Raw genomic sequence first — 14,259 nt, 5'->3', positions numbered from 1 at the left:
CTGCGGCGCGGCTGGAGACTCGACCGAACTCCCTGCGCTGGCATTACCCAGATCAGGTTCGAGGGTCTGCGGGTGTGTCACCCGCACTCTCAGCGCTGTGCGCTCCCCTGTCGGATGTGCTGTTGTTCCGCAGACCGTACACCGGATGCCGCGGTGCCGACAGCGGTGGAACCGGCGGATGTGGCGGCGCCCACCAGGTGGCGGGATAGGGTGGATGGCCCAGATCAACATCTCGAAGGGACGCGTGCGGCGTGACACTCAGCCCCGAGGGCTATCTCGACGTGGTCACCGAGACGATCGGGCGGGTGGCGGTGGCCGCCCGGGACGGCGTACGCCGGGCGGCCGACCTGGTCACCGACGCGCTGCGGGCCGGTGGGGTGGTGCAGGCGTTCGGTACCGGCCACTCGGAGGCGCTGGCCATGGAGATCGCCGGCCGGGCCGGCGGGCTGGTCCCGACGAACCGGATCGCGCTGCGTGACCTGGTACTGCGCGGCGGCGAGCCGGTCGAGATCCTCGGCCCGACCCTGGAGCGGGACCCGACCGTGGCCCGCCGGCTCTACGAGCTGACCCCGATCGACCCCCGGGACGTCTTCGTGATCGCCTCGAACTCCGGGGTGAACGGCACCATCGTCGAGTTCGCGTCGCTGGTGAAGGAGCGCGGTCACGGGCTGATCGCGATCACCTCGGAGCAGCACTCGGCCCGGGTCGCCTCCCGGCACCCGTCCGGCCGGAAGCTGAGCGACCTCGCCGACGTGGTACTCGACAACGGCGCCCCGTACGGCGACGCGACGCTGCCGCTGCCCGGTGGCGGCGCGGTCGGCGCGGTCTCCTCGATCACTGCCGCGCTCCTCGCGCAGCAGGTCGTGGTGGAGGTGGTCCGCCGGCTGGTGGAGGCGGGGGAGACGGCCCCGGTCTACCTTTCGGCGAACATCCCGGACAGTGACGACCACAACAACAGCCTGGAGGCGCGGTACGCCGGCCGGATCCGCCGGGGCGGCTGACCCGGCACGCTCCGACCTCCCAGGCCGCCCGGTTTGGTCCCGGTACCGCCTCCCCGTCCGCTGACGAGCCTTCCTCGCGTTTCACGTACGGTCGGTCAGGGCACACTGCTGCGAACTTGACCGAGGGGGAGGAGGCCCAGGTGGCCGTGGAGACGGAGAAGCAGCGTTGGCAGCGAAACTTCGCCGACCTGTTGCAGGAGCTGCGAGTGGCGCAGACCGGGGTGCAGATCCTGTTCGCCTTCCTGCTCACCCTGCCCTTCAGCAACGGCTTCCCGCGAGCCACGGAGTTCCAGAAGGACACCTACATCGTCGCGTTGCTGGCCGCCGCCGCGGCCACCGCGCTGATCATCTCGCCGGTCGCCTTCCACCGGGCGCTCTTCCGGCAGGGGCGCAAGCCGGAACTGGTCCGGTTCGCGCACGGCATGGCGACCGGTGGGCTGGCGTTCATGCTGATCGCGATGGTCAGCTCGGTACTGCTGATCACCGACTTCGTGCTGCCCCGGCCGGTGGCGTTCGTGCTCAGCGGGGTGACCGGGATCTGGTTCCTGACCTTCTGGGCCGTGCTGCCGTTCCTGCGCCGCAACTGGGGCGAGGCCGACGAGGACGACGACGAGGAGCCGGCCACCGCCCGCCCCGACGCGGTCGACTGAACCTCTCCGCTCAGCGCGTCATGTCGTAACTCTCTGCAATCCATACTGGACAGTAGACGTGTTCGTTTGATCGGCTTGTCTACTGTGGCTGATCGGAGGAAATACCCCAGCTCGTCGCCGCTTTATTGATCATTGTCATCTTCGCCTGGGCGGGTCGCCCCCTACACCGAGGCCCTTGACGGAGAGTTATACGCGGAACGACAACTACGGACCGCGAGAGGCGAGGATGAGCGAGGTTCTGGGGGGACTGTCGACCGGGAGCTCGGTGGCGGTGCTGGTGGGCCTGATCGGGGGGTCGGGGCTGTTGGTGCGGGACCGCGACGGGCACCGGGTCGTGGAGCTGCGGGGTCTGCGTCGAACAGACGGGGGCGAGGCGGCATGAGGAGCGGGGACAACGCGGTGGTGCGGGCCGAGTCGGCCGCCCGGTTGGGGGACCGGGGCCAGGCCGAGTCCGAGGTGAGCTTCGAGGCGTTCTGCCAGCGGAACTTCGTGCTGGTCGAGCGCTTCCTGCTCGCCCAGTGCCCGGACCGGGGGCTGGCCGAGGACGCCGTACAGGAGGCGTTCATCACCGCCCGGGACAAGTGGGAGCAGATCCGCGACTACGAGAAGCCGCTGGCCTGGATGTACAAGACCGCCCGGTACAAGCTGCTGGTGCTGCAACGGCGCCGCCGGCAGGACGTGACGGTCAGTCTGGAGGAGGTGCCGCCGGAACGGCTCGCCGAACCGGCCGACCCGGCGGAGGCCCGGGAACTGCTGCGCGGCTGGCTGCCGAGGCTGCCACCCCCGGCAGGCCGAGGTCTTCGTACTGGCACTCGACGGCTGGTCCGACGACGAGATCGCGGCCATCCTCGGCATCGCCTACAACACGGTGCGGACCTACCGGCAGGAGGCGCGGTCCCGGTTGAAGGAACTCGCCCAGCAGGCGGGCTTCGACACGCCCTCCGGGAGGGAGCGGGGATGAACCTGGACGACATCCTGTCGCTGGCCTCCGACCGGACGCTCAGCGAACTGGAACGGGCCCGGGCCCGCCGGGCGACCCGCCGGGTGCAGCAGGAATACCAGCGGGCGCTCTCCGAGGGCCGGGACCTGACCGGCGACATCGAGGTACGCGATCCGCTGACCACCGACACCGACGAGGTGGCCCGGATCACCCGGGCGGCCCAGTTGGCCAAGCTCGGCACCGTGACCTGGGTCCGGGCCAGCGGAGAACTGACCTGGTCCGACGAGATGGCCCTGATCCTCGGCTATCCGCCCGGCACCCTCCGGCACTCGGTCGCGACGCTGACCCGACTGGTCCACCCCGACGACGTCGACGGGGTACGTCGGGTGGTCGAGTCGGTGTGGCGGGACCGGACCGTCCGGGAGACGACCTGCCGGGTGATCGGCCCGGACCGGGTCACCCGGTACGTGCACTGCCACCTCGAATACGTCGTCGACGCGGAGAACCGGCCGTACGGCATCATCGCCACCGGCCGGGACATCACCGAACTCGAACTCGCCCGCCAGGAGCAGGCCCGACTGGCCCGCCGCCGCGAGACGGTGCAGGCGGAACTGGCCGGCCGGGACCCGGTCACCGGGCTCTTCCACCGGGCGAGGTTCGCCGACGAGATCGACACCGCCCAGCGGGGCGGGCCCGGCGTGCTGCTGGTGGTGGCCGTCGAACCGGTCGGCCCGGCCACCGGCCCCGACGCCGGGCTCGACCCCGATCCGGAGGGTGAGTTCGGCGGCGACGCGGACGAGCAGCAGCGGCTGGCGGTGGCGGTCGCCCAGGTCGTCCGCCGGGTCGCCCGCCGCACCGACGTCTGCGGGCTGACCGGTCCGTACGAGTTCGGGGTGCTGATGCAGCGCACCACGCTGAGTTCGGCCACCGCGCTCGCCGAGCGGATCATCGACGGCATCCGGTCGCAGTCCTTCGTGCTCGGCCGGACCCGCCTGGTCGACGCCTGGGGCGGCCTGGTCCGCTACCAGGGGCGGGACGGCAGCCGAGGCGTCGACCTGATCGTGGACGCCGAGACGGCCTGGCGCCGGGCCCGGGCGACCGGCGTCGACCGGGTCGCCCTGGACCAGCCGGCCGCCGAGGACGAGCGCCGGGAGCTGTGCCGGAGCCGGGTACGCGCCACGGTGGCGGAGAACCGGTTCACCCTCTACACCCAGCCGATCCTCGACCTGCGACTCAACCAGATCACCCGGCAGGAGATCCTGCTCCGGGTGGTCAACGACGGCGGGCAGGCACACTCGGCGTCGACCCTGCTCGGCGACGCGGAACGGCTGGACGAGATCCTGCCGATCGACCGGTGGGTGATCGACCGGACCATCGAACTCATCGCCCGGGGCCCGCGTACCTCGCACTACCAGGTGAACCTCTCCGGGCGATCGCTCGGCGACCCGCACCTGCTGGAGCGGGTACAGCAGCGACTCCAGCAGTACGACGTCGATCCCGGCCAGCTCACCTTCGAGATCACCGAGACGGCGCGGATCGGCAACCTGACCGAGGCGCACAACTTCGCGTACGGGATCCGCCAGCTCGGCTGCCAGCTCGCGCTCGACGACTTCGGCTCCGGGCACGTGCCGTTCGCCTTCCTCACCTGTTTTCCGGTGGACCTGGTGAAGGTGGGTGGCGAGTTCATCGCCGGCATCGCGCACTCGGTGGCGAACCGGGGCATCGTGCGGTCGATCGTCGAGATGTGCCGCGGGTTGGGCATCCGGACCGCCGCCGAGCACGTGGAGGACGAGGCCACCATGGATCTGCTCCGCGACTACGGGGTGGACTTCGCCCAGGGGTACCTGGTCGGCAAGCCCAAGCCGGTGACCAGCCCGGCGCGTACCCCGCTGGTGCCGGCCGAGCCGGAGGTCGATCCGGAGCGGGAGCTGCGGGCCGCCACCGGATAGCCGCACCGACCGTCGGCCGGCTCACCGTAGCCGGTCGACGGTCCATGCAAAGTCCCGGGGCCGATGGTCGTCATTAAGGGGTGTGGAAGCCCGAGCAAGGTCGTCACCGGCCGTCGACCGGCAGTTCGCGACAGCCGTCCTGCTGCTGGTGGTGCTGGTGGTCGCCGGCCTCACCGCCGGCTGTGCCGCCGATCCGGCACCCCGCTCGTCGGCCGGCGAAGGTGCCCGGCTGACCGCGAGTGGTCCGGCTGACCGGCCGGCAGCGCTCGACCTGGCCCTGCTCCAGCCGAGCGGACTCGGCACGGGATGGCGGCAGAGCCCGCATCCGCCGGAGCCGCCGCCGTGGCCGTGGCTCCAGGCCGACTGCCCGGCGTACCGGGCGGAGGACTATCCGGCCCAGCGGCATCGCAGCGCCGCCGTGCAGCGCCGCTACCGGCACGAGCCGACCGAGCTGGTCGCGACGCAGGTGGTCGAGGCGTACGAGCCGGGCTGGGCGGTGCGGGCCCTCGACGACGTGCGCCGGGTGGTGGGCACCTGCTCCCGGTACGACGCCTACGGCGCCAGCATCTCGTTCACGCTTCTCGACACCGGCCTGCCGCCCACCGACGCTGTGCTGGTGCGGGGGCGGATCGAGTCGCCGGGGGCGCCGGCCCGGTCCACGCTGCTGGTGGCGGTACGCCACGGCGACCGGCTCTCGACGCTGAACGTTCCGGGGCCGGTGGACCGGGACACCGGGTACGCGGTGGCGAAGAAGTTGGCGGACCTCCTTGACTAGCCGTCGCGGGCCGAGCCGCCGGGAGTTGCTCGTGGCCACCGCCGCCGCGTTGCTCGGCACGGGTGCGGCCGGCACCGGGCTGGCGTACCGGTGGGCGGGGTCGGCGGGTGCCAGCCCCGGGCCGGAGACGGCGGCCAGCCCGCCCCGACCGACGCCCAGCCCGACCCCGGACTACCCGGCGCTGGCGCGTACCCGGATCGAGCGTTACCTGCGCGGAGTCGGTGGCCGGGTCACGCTCGCGGTGCGGGACCGGACCAGCGGCCTGGCGGTCACCGCCGGCACCCGGCGGTACCAGACCGCCAGCATCGTCAAGGTCGACATCCTGGCCGCGTTGCTGCTGCGCCGCCAGGACCAGGGGCGCAGGCTCAGCGCGAACGAGCGGCGACTGGCCCGCTCGATGATCGTGGTCAGCGACAACGCGGCGGCGAGCGGCCTCTACGCCGCCATCGGCTACCGGTCCGGGCTGACCGCCGCGAACCGGACCCTCGGGCTGCGCCAGACCACTCCGAGTTCGAGTTGGGGGATGACCACGACGACCGCCGCCGACCAGCTCCGGCTGCTCACCGCGGTCACCGACCCGACCGGCCCGCTCGGCGACGAGGGCCGGGAGTTCCTGCTCGGGCTGATGGGTGAGGTCGACAAGCAGCAGGACTGGGGGATCACCGCCGCCGCCGGTCGGGCCGGCACCACGAGCTACGTCAAGAACGGCTGGACGACGGTCGACGCCGACAACGGGCTGTGGCTGGCCAACAGCATCGGCCGGATCGTCGAGCCGGGCCGGGACTGGCTGATCGCCGTGCTCTCCGATCACCATGCGACGCAACAGAAGGGGATCGCGGCGGTGGAGAAGGCCGCGAAGTACGCCCTCACCGAGCTGCGCGCGATCCCACCGGTCGGTGGCCCGCCGAACTGATCTGATCGGCCGGCAGGGCCCACCTGCCAGCTCGCCCCGCTTGCCGCGCTTGCCGCGCCTGCCCGCTTGTCCGCTTGTCCGCTTGTCCGCTTGTCCGGAGAAGGCTCCGCTGGCCCGGCAGGTACCCCGTGCCGGAGACTGTCGAGCTGCCCCACCTGCGCACCCGCAGCGCGCTGCCTGCCCGGCTTTTGTCTGCCCGGCTGCTGTCTGCCCGGTGCGCTGTCTACCCGGCTGCTGTCTACTCGGGCGCCGGCCGTGTCGGGCGGGTGCCGTCCGGCCGGCGCTCGGTGCTCACCTGGACGTCAGAGGCGTTATCTGCCCGGCGTAGCGCCTCTGGCGTACAGGTGACCGAATCCCGGCCGGCCGCCGTGGCTCAGGGGTCAGTGGGTACTGACGGTGTGGACGAAGGTGCGCCAGGCGTCGGTGCTGAAGGTGAGCACGGGGCCCCGGCGGTCCTTGCTGTCGCGGACGTGTACGGCGTCGGGGAGGTTGTCGGCCACCTCGACGCAGGTGTTGCCGCCGTTGGAGGAGCGGGTGGAGGTGCGCCACTGGGCGTTGCTCAGGTCCATGTCTTCGCCGCTTCCTTGAACAGGTCGAGGGAGTGCTGGCGCGGCAACGCCTCGCTGCGGACGCATTCCCACGCCTCTTGCAGGCTATCAATCTCGTCCGGCAGCGTGACGATCTGACCACGGAGCAGATTGTCCAGATGGCCGAGCCAGCCGTTGCCCTCCAGCGCGGCCAGCACGAACGGCCCGGCCAGCCCGGCGTACATGCCGATGCCGGTCGGCACGACCAGCAGGTCGGCGTTCGGCAACTCGGCCATCGCGATCAGGTGGTCGAGCTGCTCCCGCATGATCGCCGGAGTCCCGATCAGCCGGCCCAGCACGGTGGCGTCGAGCACCGCGAAGAGCTGCACCGGCATCTCCCGGGTGAGGATGGTCTGCCGATCCAGCCGGACGGCCACCCGGCGCTCGATCTCCTGCTCGGTGAGCCGGCTGCCGGCGGCGATCACCGTCCGGGCGTACGCCTCGGTCTGCAACAGGCCGGGCACCAGGTTCGGTTCGAACGTCCGGAGTATCCGTGCGTTCCGTTCGGCGTCCCGCCACGAGCGGAACCACTGGTTGTCCCGGGTGGCAATCCGAAGCAGCTCCACGAAGAGGCCGCCGGTGTCAAGCTCGCGGTCCGCCAGGGCCAGGTAGCGGAAGTCCAGCGGGCGGGTGCCGGTCTCCACCGCGCTCACCAGGGAACCGGAGAAGCTGATCCGCCTGTCGCGTCGCGGCGCTCAGAGCGTGGGCGCACAAGCGGGGCAGCTCGACAGTCTCGCCAACGCACTGTCACTCCTTGGGCGGCGGTGCGTCTGCCCGCCGCCCGACCCGGTGGCAAGCCGCGAGCCCGGCACCGGTGGCGGGCCGCGCGCCCAGCCCGGCGGCAGGCCGCGCGCCCGGCAGGGCGGCCCGGCGCCAGGCGCGCTGCCAGGGATGACGGCATGTGCATATTTTGTGCTACCGACGGGTAACAAAACCGGGTAGCGTTGGTGGTGTATTCGGCCGCAGCACGTCAAGGGGGTTGCCCGCTCCGCCACACGGAGTGATGAGCGCGGGTGACCCCTCACCGCCGTACTCGATCGAGGGGGTTGCCGTGACCACGACAGAGCAGAACAGGCCGGCGGCGAGCGGATCGGACGGAGTCGGGCCACTGCCCAAGGAGGCCGGGCAGGTCTCCGAGCGGGAGGCCCGGCAGGTCGCCGAGGCCGCCCGGGAGACCGAGTGGCGCAAGCCGAGCTTCGGCAAGGAACTCTTCCTCGGCCGGCTCCGGCTGGACCTGATCGACCCGTGGCCGCAGCCCGACCCCGAGCGTGCCGCCGAGGCGCAGCAGTTCCTCGACCGGCTCGACACCTACGTCCGGTCCGAGGTGGACGGCGCGGCGATCGAGCGGGACGCCGAGATCCCGGACGAGGTCTTCGCCGGACTCGCCCGGCTCGGCAGCTTCGGAATGAAAATCGACAAGAAGTACGGCGGCCTCGGCCTGAGCAATCTGCACTACTGCCGGGCGCTGACCCTGGCCGGCTCGGCCAGCCCGGCGATCGGCGCGCTGCTCTCCGCGCACCAGTCGATCGGGGTGCCGCAGCCACTGAAACTCTTCGGCACCGACGAGCAGAAGCAGCGCTTCCTGCCCCGGCTGGCCGCCGGTGAGGTGTCGGCGTTCCTGCTGACCGAGCCGGACGTCGGCTCCGACCCGGCCCGGCTGGCCACCACCGCCGAGCCGACCCCCGACGGCACCGGCTACCGGCTCAACGGGGTCAAGCTCTGGGCCACCAACGGCACCGTGGCCTCGCTGCTGGTGGCGATGGCCCGGGTGCCGGCGTCCGAGGGGCGGCGCGGCGGGATCACCGCGTTCGTCGTCGAGGCGGACTCGCCCGGGATCACCGTCGAACGGCGCAACGCCTTCCTCGGGCTGCGCGGCCTGGAGAACAGCCTGACCCGCTTCACCGACGTCCTCGTACCCGCCGAGAACGTCATCGGCGGCGAGGGACGCGGCCTGAAGATCGCGCTGACCACCCTGAACACCGGCCGGCTCTCGCTGCCGGCGATGTGCGTCGGCGCCGGCAAGTGGTCGCTGAACGTGGCCCGGGAGTGGGCCGCCGAACGGGTTCAGTGGGGACGGCCGGTCGGCGGGCACGAGGCCGTCGCCAGCAAGCTCGCCTTCATCGCCGCCACCACCTACGGCATGGAGACGATGCTCGACCTCTGCTGCCTGCTCGCCGACGACGACACCAACGACATCCGGATCGAGGCCGCCCTGGTCAAGCTCTACGCCAGCGAGATGGCCTGGAAGATCGCCGACGAACTGGTGCAGATCCGGGGCGGGCGCGGCTACGAAACCGCCGACTCGCTGACCGCCCGGGGCGAGCGGCCGGCCGCCGTCGAGCAGATCCTCCGCGACCTGCGGATCAACCGGATCTTCGAGGGGTCGACCGAGATCATGCACCTGCTGATCGCCCGGGAGGCGGTCGACGCCCATCTCTCGGTGGCCGGCGACATCATCGACCCCGACGCCGAACTCGGCCGGAAGGTCCGGGCCGGGGCCAGGGCGGGCGCGTTCTACGCCAGGTGGCTGCCGACCCTCGCGGTCGGACGCGGGCAGAACCCCGGCGGGTACGCCGGGTACGGGCCCCTCGCCGGTCACCTGCGGCACGTCGAGCGGTCGTCCCGCAAACTGGCCCGGTCCACGTTCCTGGGGATGTCCCGCTGGCAGGGGAAACTGGAACACAAGCAGGGCTTCCTCGGCCGGATCGTGGACATCGGCGCGGAACTCTTCGCGATGTCGGCGGTCTGCGTACGGGCGCACGCCGAACGGGAGACCCGGCCCGAGGGCGTCGAACTGGCCGACCTCTTCTGCCGGCAGGCGAGGGTGCGGATCGCCGCGCTGTTCCGGGCACTCTGGGAGAACACCGACTCGGTCGACACGGCGGCGGCGAAGCGGATCCTCGCCGGCCGGTACGCCTTCGTGGAGGAGGGTGTCGTCACCCCGCCCGCCGACCTGCCCTGGGTCGCCCCCTGGCAGCCCGGCCCGTCGACCGCCGAGGACGTACGCCGCCGGATTCCGAAGCCGGGAGGGGGAAACTGAGGCCGGAGGGTCAGGTCAGTAGAGCCAGGATTCCTTCGGGGCGGTGAGCGGAGCCAGGGTCTCCCAGAGTTCCTCGGGGATCGCCCAGGTGGCGAGCCGGGCGGTCTCCGGGATCCGCTCCGGGCGGGACACCCCGACGATGGTGGAGGTGATCCGGGGGTCGCGCAGCGAGAACTGGAGCGCCGCCGCCGCGAGCGGTACGCCGTGCGCCGCGCACGCCGCCTCCATCGCCCGGATCCGGTCCAGCATCGCGTCGTCGGCCTGCCGATAGGCGTACTTGGTGAACCGGGCGGGACCCTTGGCCAGGATGCCGCTGGCGAAAGGGGCGGCGTTCACCACACCGACGCCGAGCGAGACCGCCTCGTCGATCAGGTCACCGGCCGAGCGGTCCACCAGGGTCCACCGGTTGTGCGTGATCAACGCCGCGAAGTGCCCCGTACGCAGGTATCGCGCCATCAGCTCCACCGGGCCGCCGGCCACCCCGAGGTGTTCGATCACGCCCTCGCGCTGTAGTTCGAGCAGCGCCTCGACCGGGCCGCCCGGCGCCATGCCGGCCTCGAAACTGATGTGCTCCGGGTCGTGCAGATAGACCAGCGGCAGCCGGTCCAGGCCGAGCCGTTCCAGGCTGCCCTCGGTCGAGCGGCGCATCTGCGCACCGGAGAAGTCACCGGTCCGCATGTCCCGGTCCACCTTGGTGGCCAGCACGAAGCCCTCCGGCACGCCGCCGATCCGGCGCAGCGCGGCGCCGACCCGTCGCTCGCTCTCCCCGTCGCTGTAGCCGGCGGCGGTGTCGAGGAAGTTGAACGGGCCGGTCAGCGCGGCGAGCGCGGTCTCGGTGCCGCGTTCGGCGCTGACGTCGTACCCGAAGAGGCCCGGCATGCTGCCCAGCGGGCCGCCGCCGACGCAGACCGGCGTGACGCGCAGGCCGGTGGCGCCGAGCGGGCGGCGGGGGAAGGCGTCCGGCGGTTGCTGTTCTCCGTGCACGACCGCACCCTACTGTGACCTGGCTGACTGCCGGTCATGGGGCGTCCGGGTGTCTCGTCTCTATGGGTGAACCCGACGAGCGGAGATGTCATGTCCTCGGAGCTCTACGCCGAGCTGCGACCGCAGGCGTTCGCCATCGCCTACCAGATGCTCGGCAGCGTGAGCGAGGCCGAGGACGTGGTGCAGGAAGCGTTCCTGCGGATGCACCAGACCCTGCGCCGGGGTGAGTCGATCGCCTCGCCCCGGGCGTACCTCGCCACCCTGGTCACCCGGCTTGCCATCGACCAGCTGCGCTCGGCCCGGGTGCGCCGGGAGAGGTACGTCGGCGAGTGGCTGCCGGAGCCACTGGTCACCGACCCGTCACCGGCCGAGTACGCGGAGACCGCCGACTCGCTGTCGCTGGCGTTCCTGGTGCTGCTGGAGAGCCTGACGCCGCAGCAGCGGGCCGCGTTCCTGCTGCGCGAGGTGTTCGACTATCCGTACCCGGAGGTCGCCGAGATCGTCGGCACCGATGTGGACGGTGCCCGGCACCTGGTCGCCCGGGCCCGCAACCATCTCCGGGAGCGCCGGCCGCGCTATCACGCCTCCCGGCGGCAGCGGCAAGAATTGGCCGAGCGCTTCTTCGCCGCAGCCGGTCAGGGCGACCTGCGGGCGCTGGAGGAACTGCTGGCGCAGGACGTGGCACTGCACGGCGACGGCGGCGGCAGGGCGCCGGCGCTGGGGCGGCCGCTCAACGGCCGGCAGCGGGTGGCCCGGGCCCTGCTGGCCGGGATCTCGGCGCTGCCCCGCCTCGGCGTGCGCGTCCAGCTCGCCGAGGTCAACGGCCAGCCCGGCGCGATGGCGTTCGATTCGCAGGACCGGCTGGTCGGGGTGATCGGGCTCGGCATCGCCGACGGTCAGGTCCAGACGATCCACTCCGTCGTCAACCCCGACAAGCTGCGGCACTTCGGCCCGGTCGGCGACCTGGCCGCCCTGGTGCGCGCCAGCCGCCAGCCCCGCCGACCGCCAGCCGACAGCTGATTATCCGTGCTCGAAAGGAAATCCTGATGAACCTGGCTCTGTGGATCGTCACCGGCGTACTGGCCACCGTCCTGCTGGTCAGCACCTCCAAGATGTTCGTGCCCAGGGAGAAGATGGCGGCCATGGGTGGCCACGCCGCCCAGTGGGTCCTCGACTTCAGCCCCGGCGCACTCCGGGCCATCGGAGCCGTCGAAATCCTGGCCGTCGCGGGCCTGATCCTGCCCGCCGTACTCGACATCGCGCCGGTTCTGGTGCCGGTCACCGCCACCTGCGTGGCGCTGCTGTTCGGCGCGGCGGCGGCGATGCGTCTCCGCCGTGGCGAGCGGGCGACGATCATCGGCGACCTGGTCTATCTCGGCATGGCCGTCTTCGTGGCCTGGGGTCGTTTCGGCCCCGAGTCCTTCACCGGCTGAGCCGGCGGCCCGGCTGTCCCTCCGTCAGCCTTCTCTGTCCCTCCGTCAGCCTTCTCAGGTGATCCTCGAAGGTGGCGGCGGTGGCGGCGTCAGCGGCGTACCGGGGTGGCCCGCAGGCCGAGCGCCCGCAGCTCCAGCGCCGCCAACGCCTCCACCGCCGCCGGGTCACCCCGACGCCACGCCTGCGCCACGTCCGGGTCGATCCGGGTCAGCCGCCGGATCGGCTGGTTCGCCAGCGCCCGCAACGCCAACAGGTCCCGGCCGGCCGGCGCCGACCGCAGTGCCCGGGCCGCACCGGCCCGCCGCATCCAGCGCACCCGCAGCGGCAGCCACCCCAACAGCACCACCCCGAGCGGAAACACCAGCAGCGCCAGCGCGAGCGCCAACGCCAGCTCGCCGACCAGCTCCTGCTGCTCCCGCCCGGCGTCCGCCATCGCCCGCGCCGCCCCGGCGGCCTTCTCGAACGGCGAGGTCAGCTCGTCACCCACCACCGGTACCCGGCCGATCTTGCCGCCCGCGTCGGCCAGGTTGTCGGCCAGTCCACCGCCGGCCCCCTCCAGCTTCTGTCCGGGTACGGCGAGCTTCTGCACCAGGTCGTGCAGCCACATGGCGGCCCGGATCCACAGATAGATCCAGGCGACGACGAGCAGGTCGGTGAGGAGTTGGCGGGCGGCGGTCGGGAAGCGATCGGCGTAGATCCTCATGCCGGTCAGCGTGCCACGGGCCGGACCGTGTCGCCGACCGGCTCCGAGGAGGCCGAGCGGGCTGCCGGTGTCGCGCCGGCCTGCGCACGGCCGATGGGCCGGGGAGCCCTCCCCGGCCCCCCGGCCCACCGTCCTCCGTCGTCAGCCTCGGCCCTCCGTCGTCAGCCTCGGCCCACCGTCCTCCGTTGTCAGCCTCGGCCCGACACGATGGTGTAGTCCACCCCGCCCAGCACGAACTTCTCGCCGCCCTCCCGGGCCGGTCCGACCTGTAGCACCTGGAGCACGTACGGCTTCTGCCCGCCCTCGCCGACCGCGAAGCTGAGCTTGACGACGGGACGCTCCTCCGGATTGATCAGCAGGTCCCTGATCTGTGCCTTGTTCGGGTCGACCTCCAGCTGGGTCCGACCGACCACCCGGACGCCGTCACCCGCCCGGCCGGCTCGTACCCAGCGCTCGAACAGCTCCGGGCCGAGGTCGACCAGGATCTTCAGGTTCGGCGCGCCCTGGTCCGCCGGGCGGAACACGAGATCGAAGTTCGCCGGCACCGGCAGCGCGTTCGCCAGCGCGTACGGCCGGTCGACCGGCGGCCCGCCCGGGGTGGCCGGGACGGTGTTGGCGTTCTTCCAGGCGAGGTTGTTGTTGTACTGCGTGTTGATGGAGGTCGTCGTCCCCTCGAAGTTCATCGGGTCGGTCTCGGACTCCCAGCGGAGCAGCAGGCAGAAGTGGCCGATGGAGGGGACGTTCGGCCACGCGATCGAGGTGACGGTCTCACCGGGTGCGACCGGCAGGCTCTTCGAGCCGATCGGGGTCCAGTGGGCCGGCCAGTTCGCGGCGCCACCCGAGGTGGTGTAGTACGCACGCAGCGTGCCGGAGCTGATCCCCGACCCGTACGGGCCCGGGTTCCGGAGCTTGACGAAGATGTAGCTGGTCGACCCCACGACCGGGTTCGTGTGCGACGCGCACTCGATCGCGCTGGGGCAGATCTTGACGTCCGGGCTGTTGAAGAAGGACGAATAGATCGCCCCGTGCGGCTCGTTCCCGACGTCCGACGCGGTGTCCTTCATGAACACGTCGGTACGCGCGGAGACCGCCGCGCCGGCCTCCGACCCGTTGCCGACGCCGCCCAGGGCGGCGCCACTCGTCGAGACGGTCAGCAGCGTCGCCAATACCGCGCCGAACAACACTCCGGCGGTTCGGAACAGACGTGGACTCGCAGTGGTCATTTGGGGGTTCCTTCTCCTCGGGTACTGGGGCGATGAGCAATGAGGAGCGCGCTCGTACCG

Annotated in this window: 14 protein-coding genes, 1 pseudogene and 1 riboswitch; of the genes and pseudogenes, 10 read left to right on the top strand and 5 right to left on the bottom strand. The window is 71.8% G+C overall.

The window, feature by feature from the left end; translation table 11 throughout:
• Positions 1-11 precede the first annotated feature (11 nt).
• Positions 12-119, bottom strand: a riboswitch (TPP riboswitch).
• Between the two features lie 132 nt (positions 120-251).
• The 7 genes and pseudogenes from C6W10_RS35000 to C6W10_RS34980 all read left to right on the top strand — a co-directional run bounded on the left by C6W10_RS35000 (position 252) and on the right by C6W10_RS34980 (position 6,228).
• Positions 252-1,001 carry a sugar isomerase domain-containing protein gene (locus C6W10_RS35000; protein ID WP_107263272.1) on the top strand — a complete coding sequence of 250 codons (750 nt, stop codon included), beginning with the start codon at positions 252-254 and terminating at the stop codon, positions 999-1,001.
• Between the two features lie 140 nt (positions 1,002-1,141).
• Entirely contained in the window at positions 1,142-1,651 is a 510-nt protein-coding gene (locus tag C6W10_RS34995; protein ID WP_107264533.1) for a DUF6328 family protein, read from the top strand.
• A gap of 378 nt (positions 1,652-2,029) precedes the next feature.
• Positions 2,030-2,311 (top strand): annotated as a pseudogene (locus C6W10_RS39845) (RNA polymerase sigma factor); the annotation flags it as partial.
• A gap of 145 nt (positions 2,312-2,456) precedes the next feature.
• On the top strand, positions 2,457-2,612 hold the full coding sequence (locus C6W10_RS39840; RefSeq protein WP_369938731.1) for a sigma factor-like helix-turn-helix DNA-binding protein: 156 nt from the start codon (positions 2,457-2,459) through the stop codon (positions 2,610-2,612).
• Positions 2,609-4,540 carry an EAL domain-containing protein gene (locus C6W10_RS34990; protein WP_369938730.1) on the top strand — a complete coding sequence of 644 codons (1,932 nt, stop codon included), beginning with the start codon at positions 2,609-2,611 and terminating at the stop codon, positions 4,538-4,540. Before C6W10_RS39840 ends, C6W10_RS34990 begins: the two co-directional genes overlap by 4 nt.
• A gap of 82 nt (positions 4,541-4,622) precedes the next feature.
• Positions 4,623-5,315: a hypothetical protein gene (locus tag C6W10_RS34985; protein ID WP_107263270.1), complete on the top strand. Its 693-nt coding sequence runs from the start codon at positions 4,623-4,625 to the stop codon at positions 5,313-5,315.
• A 31-nt stretch (positions 5,316-5,346) separates the two neighbouring features.
• Positions 5,347-6,228: a serine hydrolase gene (locus C6W10_RS34980; RefSeq protein WP_107263269.1), complete on the top strand. Its 882-nt coding sequence runs from the start codon at positions 5,347-5,349 to the stop codon at positions 6,226-6,228.
• Positions 6,229-6,608: 380 nt separating this feature from the next.
• Here the strand turns inward: C6W10_RS34980 and C6W10_RS34975 are convergent, their stop codons facing one another.
• Positions 6,609-6,797 (bottom strand): DUF397 domain-containing protein, encoded by a 189-nt coding sequence (locus tag C6W10_RS34975; RefSeq protein WP_107263268.1) that lies wholly within the window; start codon positions 6,795-6,797, stop codon positions 6,609-6,611.
• Positions 6,788-7,468, bottom strand: a complete 681-nt coding sequence (locus C6W10_RS34970) for a DUF5753 domain-containing protein (RefSeq protein ID WP_234361529.1) — start codon at positions 7,466-7,468, stop codon at positions 6,788-6,790. Before C6W10_RS34970 ends, C6W10_RS34975 begins: the two co-directional genes overlap by 10 nt.
• Before the next feature lie 398 nt (positions 7,469-7,866).
• On the opposite strand from C6W10_RS34970, the gene C6W10_RS34965 reads away from it, so the two are divergent.
• Positions 7,867-9,855: an acyl-CoA dehydrogenase family protein gene (locus C6W10_RS34965; protein ID WP_107263266.1), complete on the top strand. Its 1,989-nt coding sequence runs from the start codon at positions 7,867-7,869 to the stop codon at positions 9,853-9,855.
• Between the two features lie 15 nt (positions 9,856-9,870).
• Here C6W10_RS34965 and C6W10_RS34960 read toward each other — a convergent pair whose 3' ends face one another.
• Positions 9,871-10,839: an aldo/keto reductase gene (locus C6W10_RS34960; protein ID WP_234361528.1), complete on the bottom strand. Its 969-nt coding sequence runs from the start codon at positions 10,837-10,839 to the stop codon at positions 9,871-9,873.
• A gap of 90 nt (positions 10,840-10,929) precedes the next feature.
• Here C6W10_RS34960 and C6W10_RS34955 point away from each other — a divergent pair, with 90 nt between their 5' ends.
• Positions 10,930-11,859: an RNA polymerase sigma-70 factor gene (locus C6W10_RS34955; protein WP_234361527.1), complete on the top strand. Its 930-nt coding sequence runs from the start codon at positions 10,930-10,932 to the stop codon at positions 11,857-11,859.
• A 26-nt stretch (positions 11,860-11,885) separates the two neighbouring features.
• On the top strand, positions 11,886-12,272 hold the full coding sequence (locus C6W10_RS34950; RefSeq protein WP_107263264.1) for a DoxX family protein: 387 nt from the start codon (positions 11,886-11,888) through the stop codon (positions 12,270-12,272).
• 89 nt (positions 12,273-12,361) lie between these two features.
• Here the strand turns inward: C6W10_RS34950 and C6W10_RS34945 are convergent, their stop codons facing one another.
• Both C6W10_RS34945 and C6W10_RS34940 read right to left on the bottom strand, forming a co-directional pair.
• Positions 12,362-12,976, bottom strand: a complete 615-nt coding sequence (locus C6W10_RS34945) for a hypothetical protein (protein ID WP_107263263.1) — start codon at positions 12,974-12,976, stop codon at positions 12,362-12,364.
• A 188-nt stretch (positions 12,977-13,164) separates the two neighbouring features.
• Positions 13,165-14,199, bottom strand: coding sequence for a hypothetical protein (locus C6W10_RS34940; protein WP_159104875.1), 1,035 nt, complete (start codon positions 14,197-14,199; stop codon positions 13,165-13,167).
• Positions 14,200-14,259 lie beyond the last annotated feature (60 nt).

Source organism: Plantactinospora sp. BB1 (assembly GCF_003030385.1).
GTDB lineage: Bacteria > Actinomycetota > Actinomycetes > Mycobacteriales > Micromonosporaceae > Plantactinospora.
This window is presented reverse-complemented; position numbering and strand designations above follow the sequence as displayed.

What these genes read in the sequence shown, in the direction of transcription:
- C6W10_RS34990 (WP_369938730.1), top strand. Translation starts at nt 2,609, where the DNA reads ATGAACCTGGACGACATCCTGTCGCTGGCCTCCGACCGGACGCTCAGC.
- C6W10_RS34975 (WP_107263268.1), bottom strand. Translation starts at nt 6,797, where the DNA reads ATGGACCTGAGCAACGCCCAGTGGCGCACCTCCACCCGCTCCTCCAAC.
- C6W10_RS34955 (WP_234361527.1), top strand. Translation starts at nt 10,930, where the DNA reads ATGTCCTCGGAGCTCTACGCCGAGCTGCGACCGCAGGCGTTCGCCATC.
- C6W10_RS34950 (WP_107263264.1), top strand. Translation starts at nt 11,886, where the DNA reads ATGAACCTGGCTCTGTGGATCGTCACCGGCGTACTGGCCACCGTCCTG.
- C6W10_RS34945 (WP_107263263.1), bottom strand. Translation starts at nt 12,976, where the DNA reads ATGAGGATCTACGCCGATCGCTTCCCGACCGCCGCCCGCCAACTCCTC.
- C6W10_RS34940 (WP_159104875.1), bottom strand. Translation starts at nt 14,199, where the DNA reads ATGACCACTGCGAGTCCACGTCTGTTCCGAACCGCCGGAGTGTTGTTC.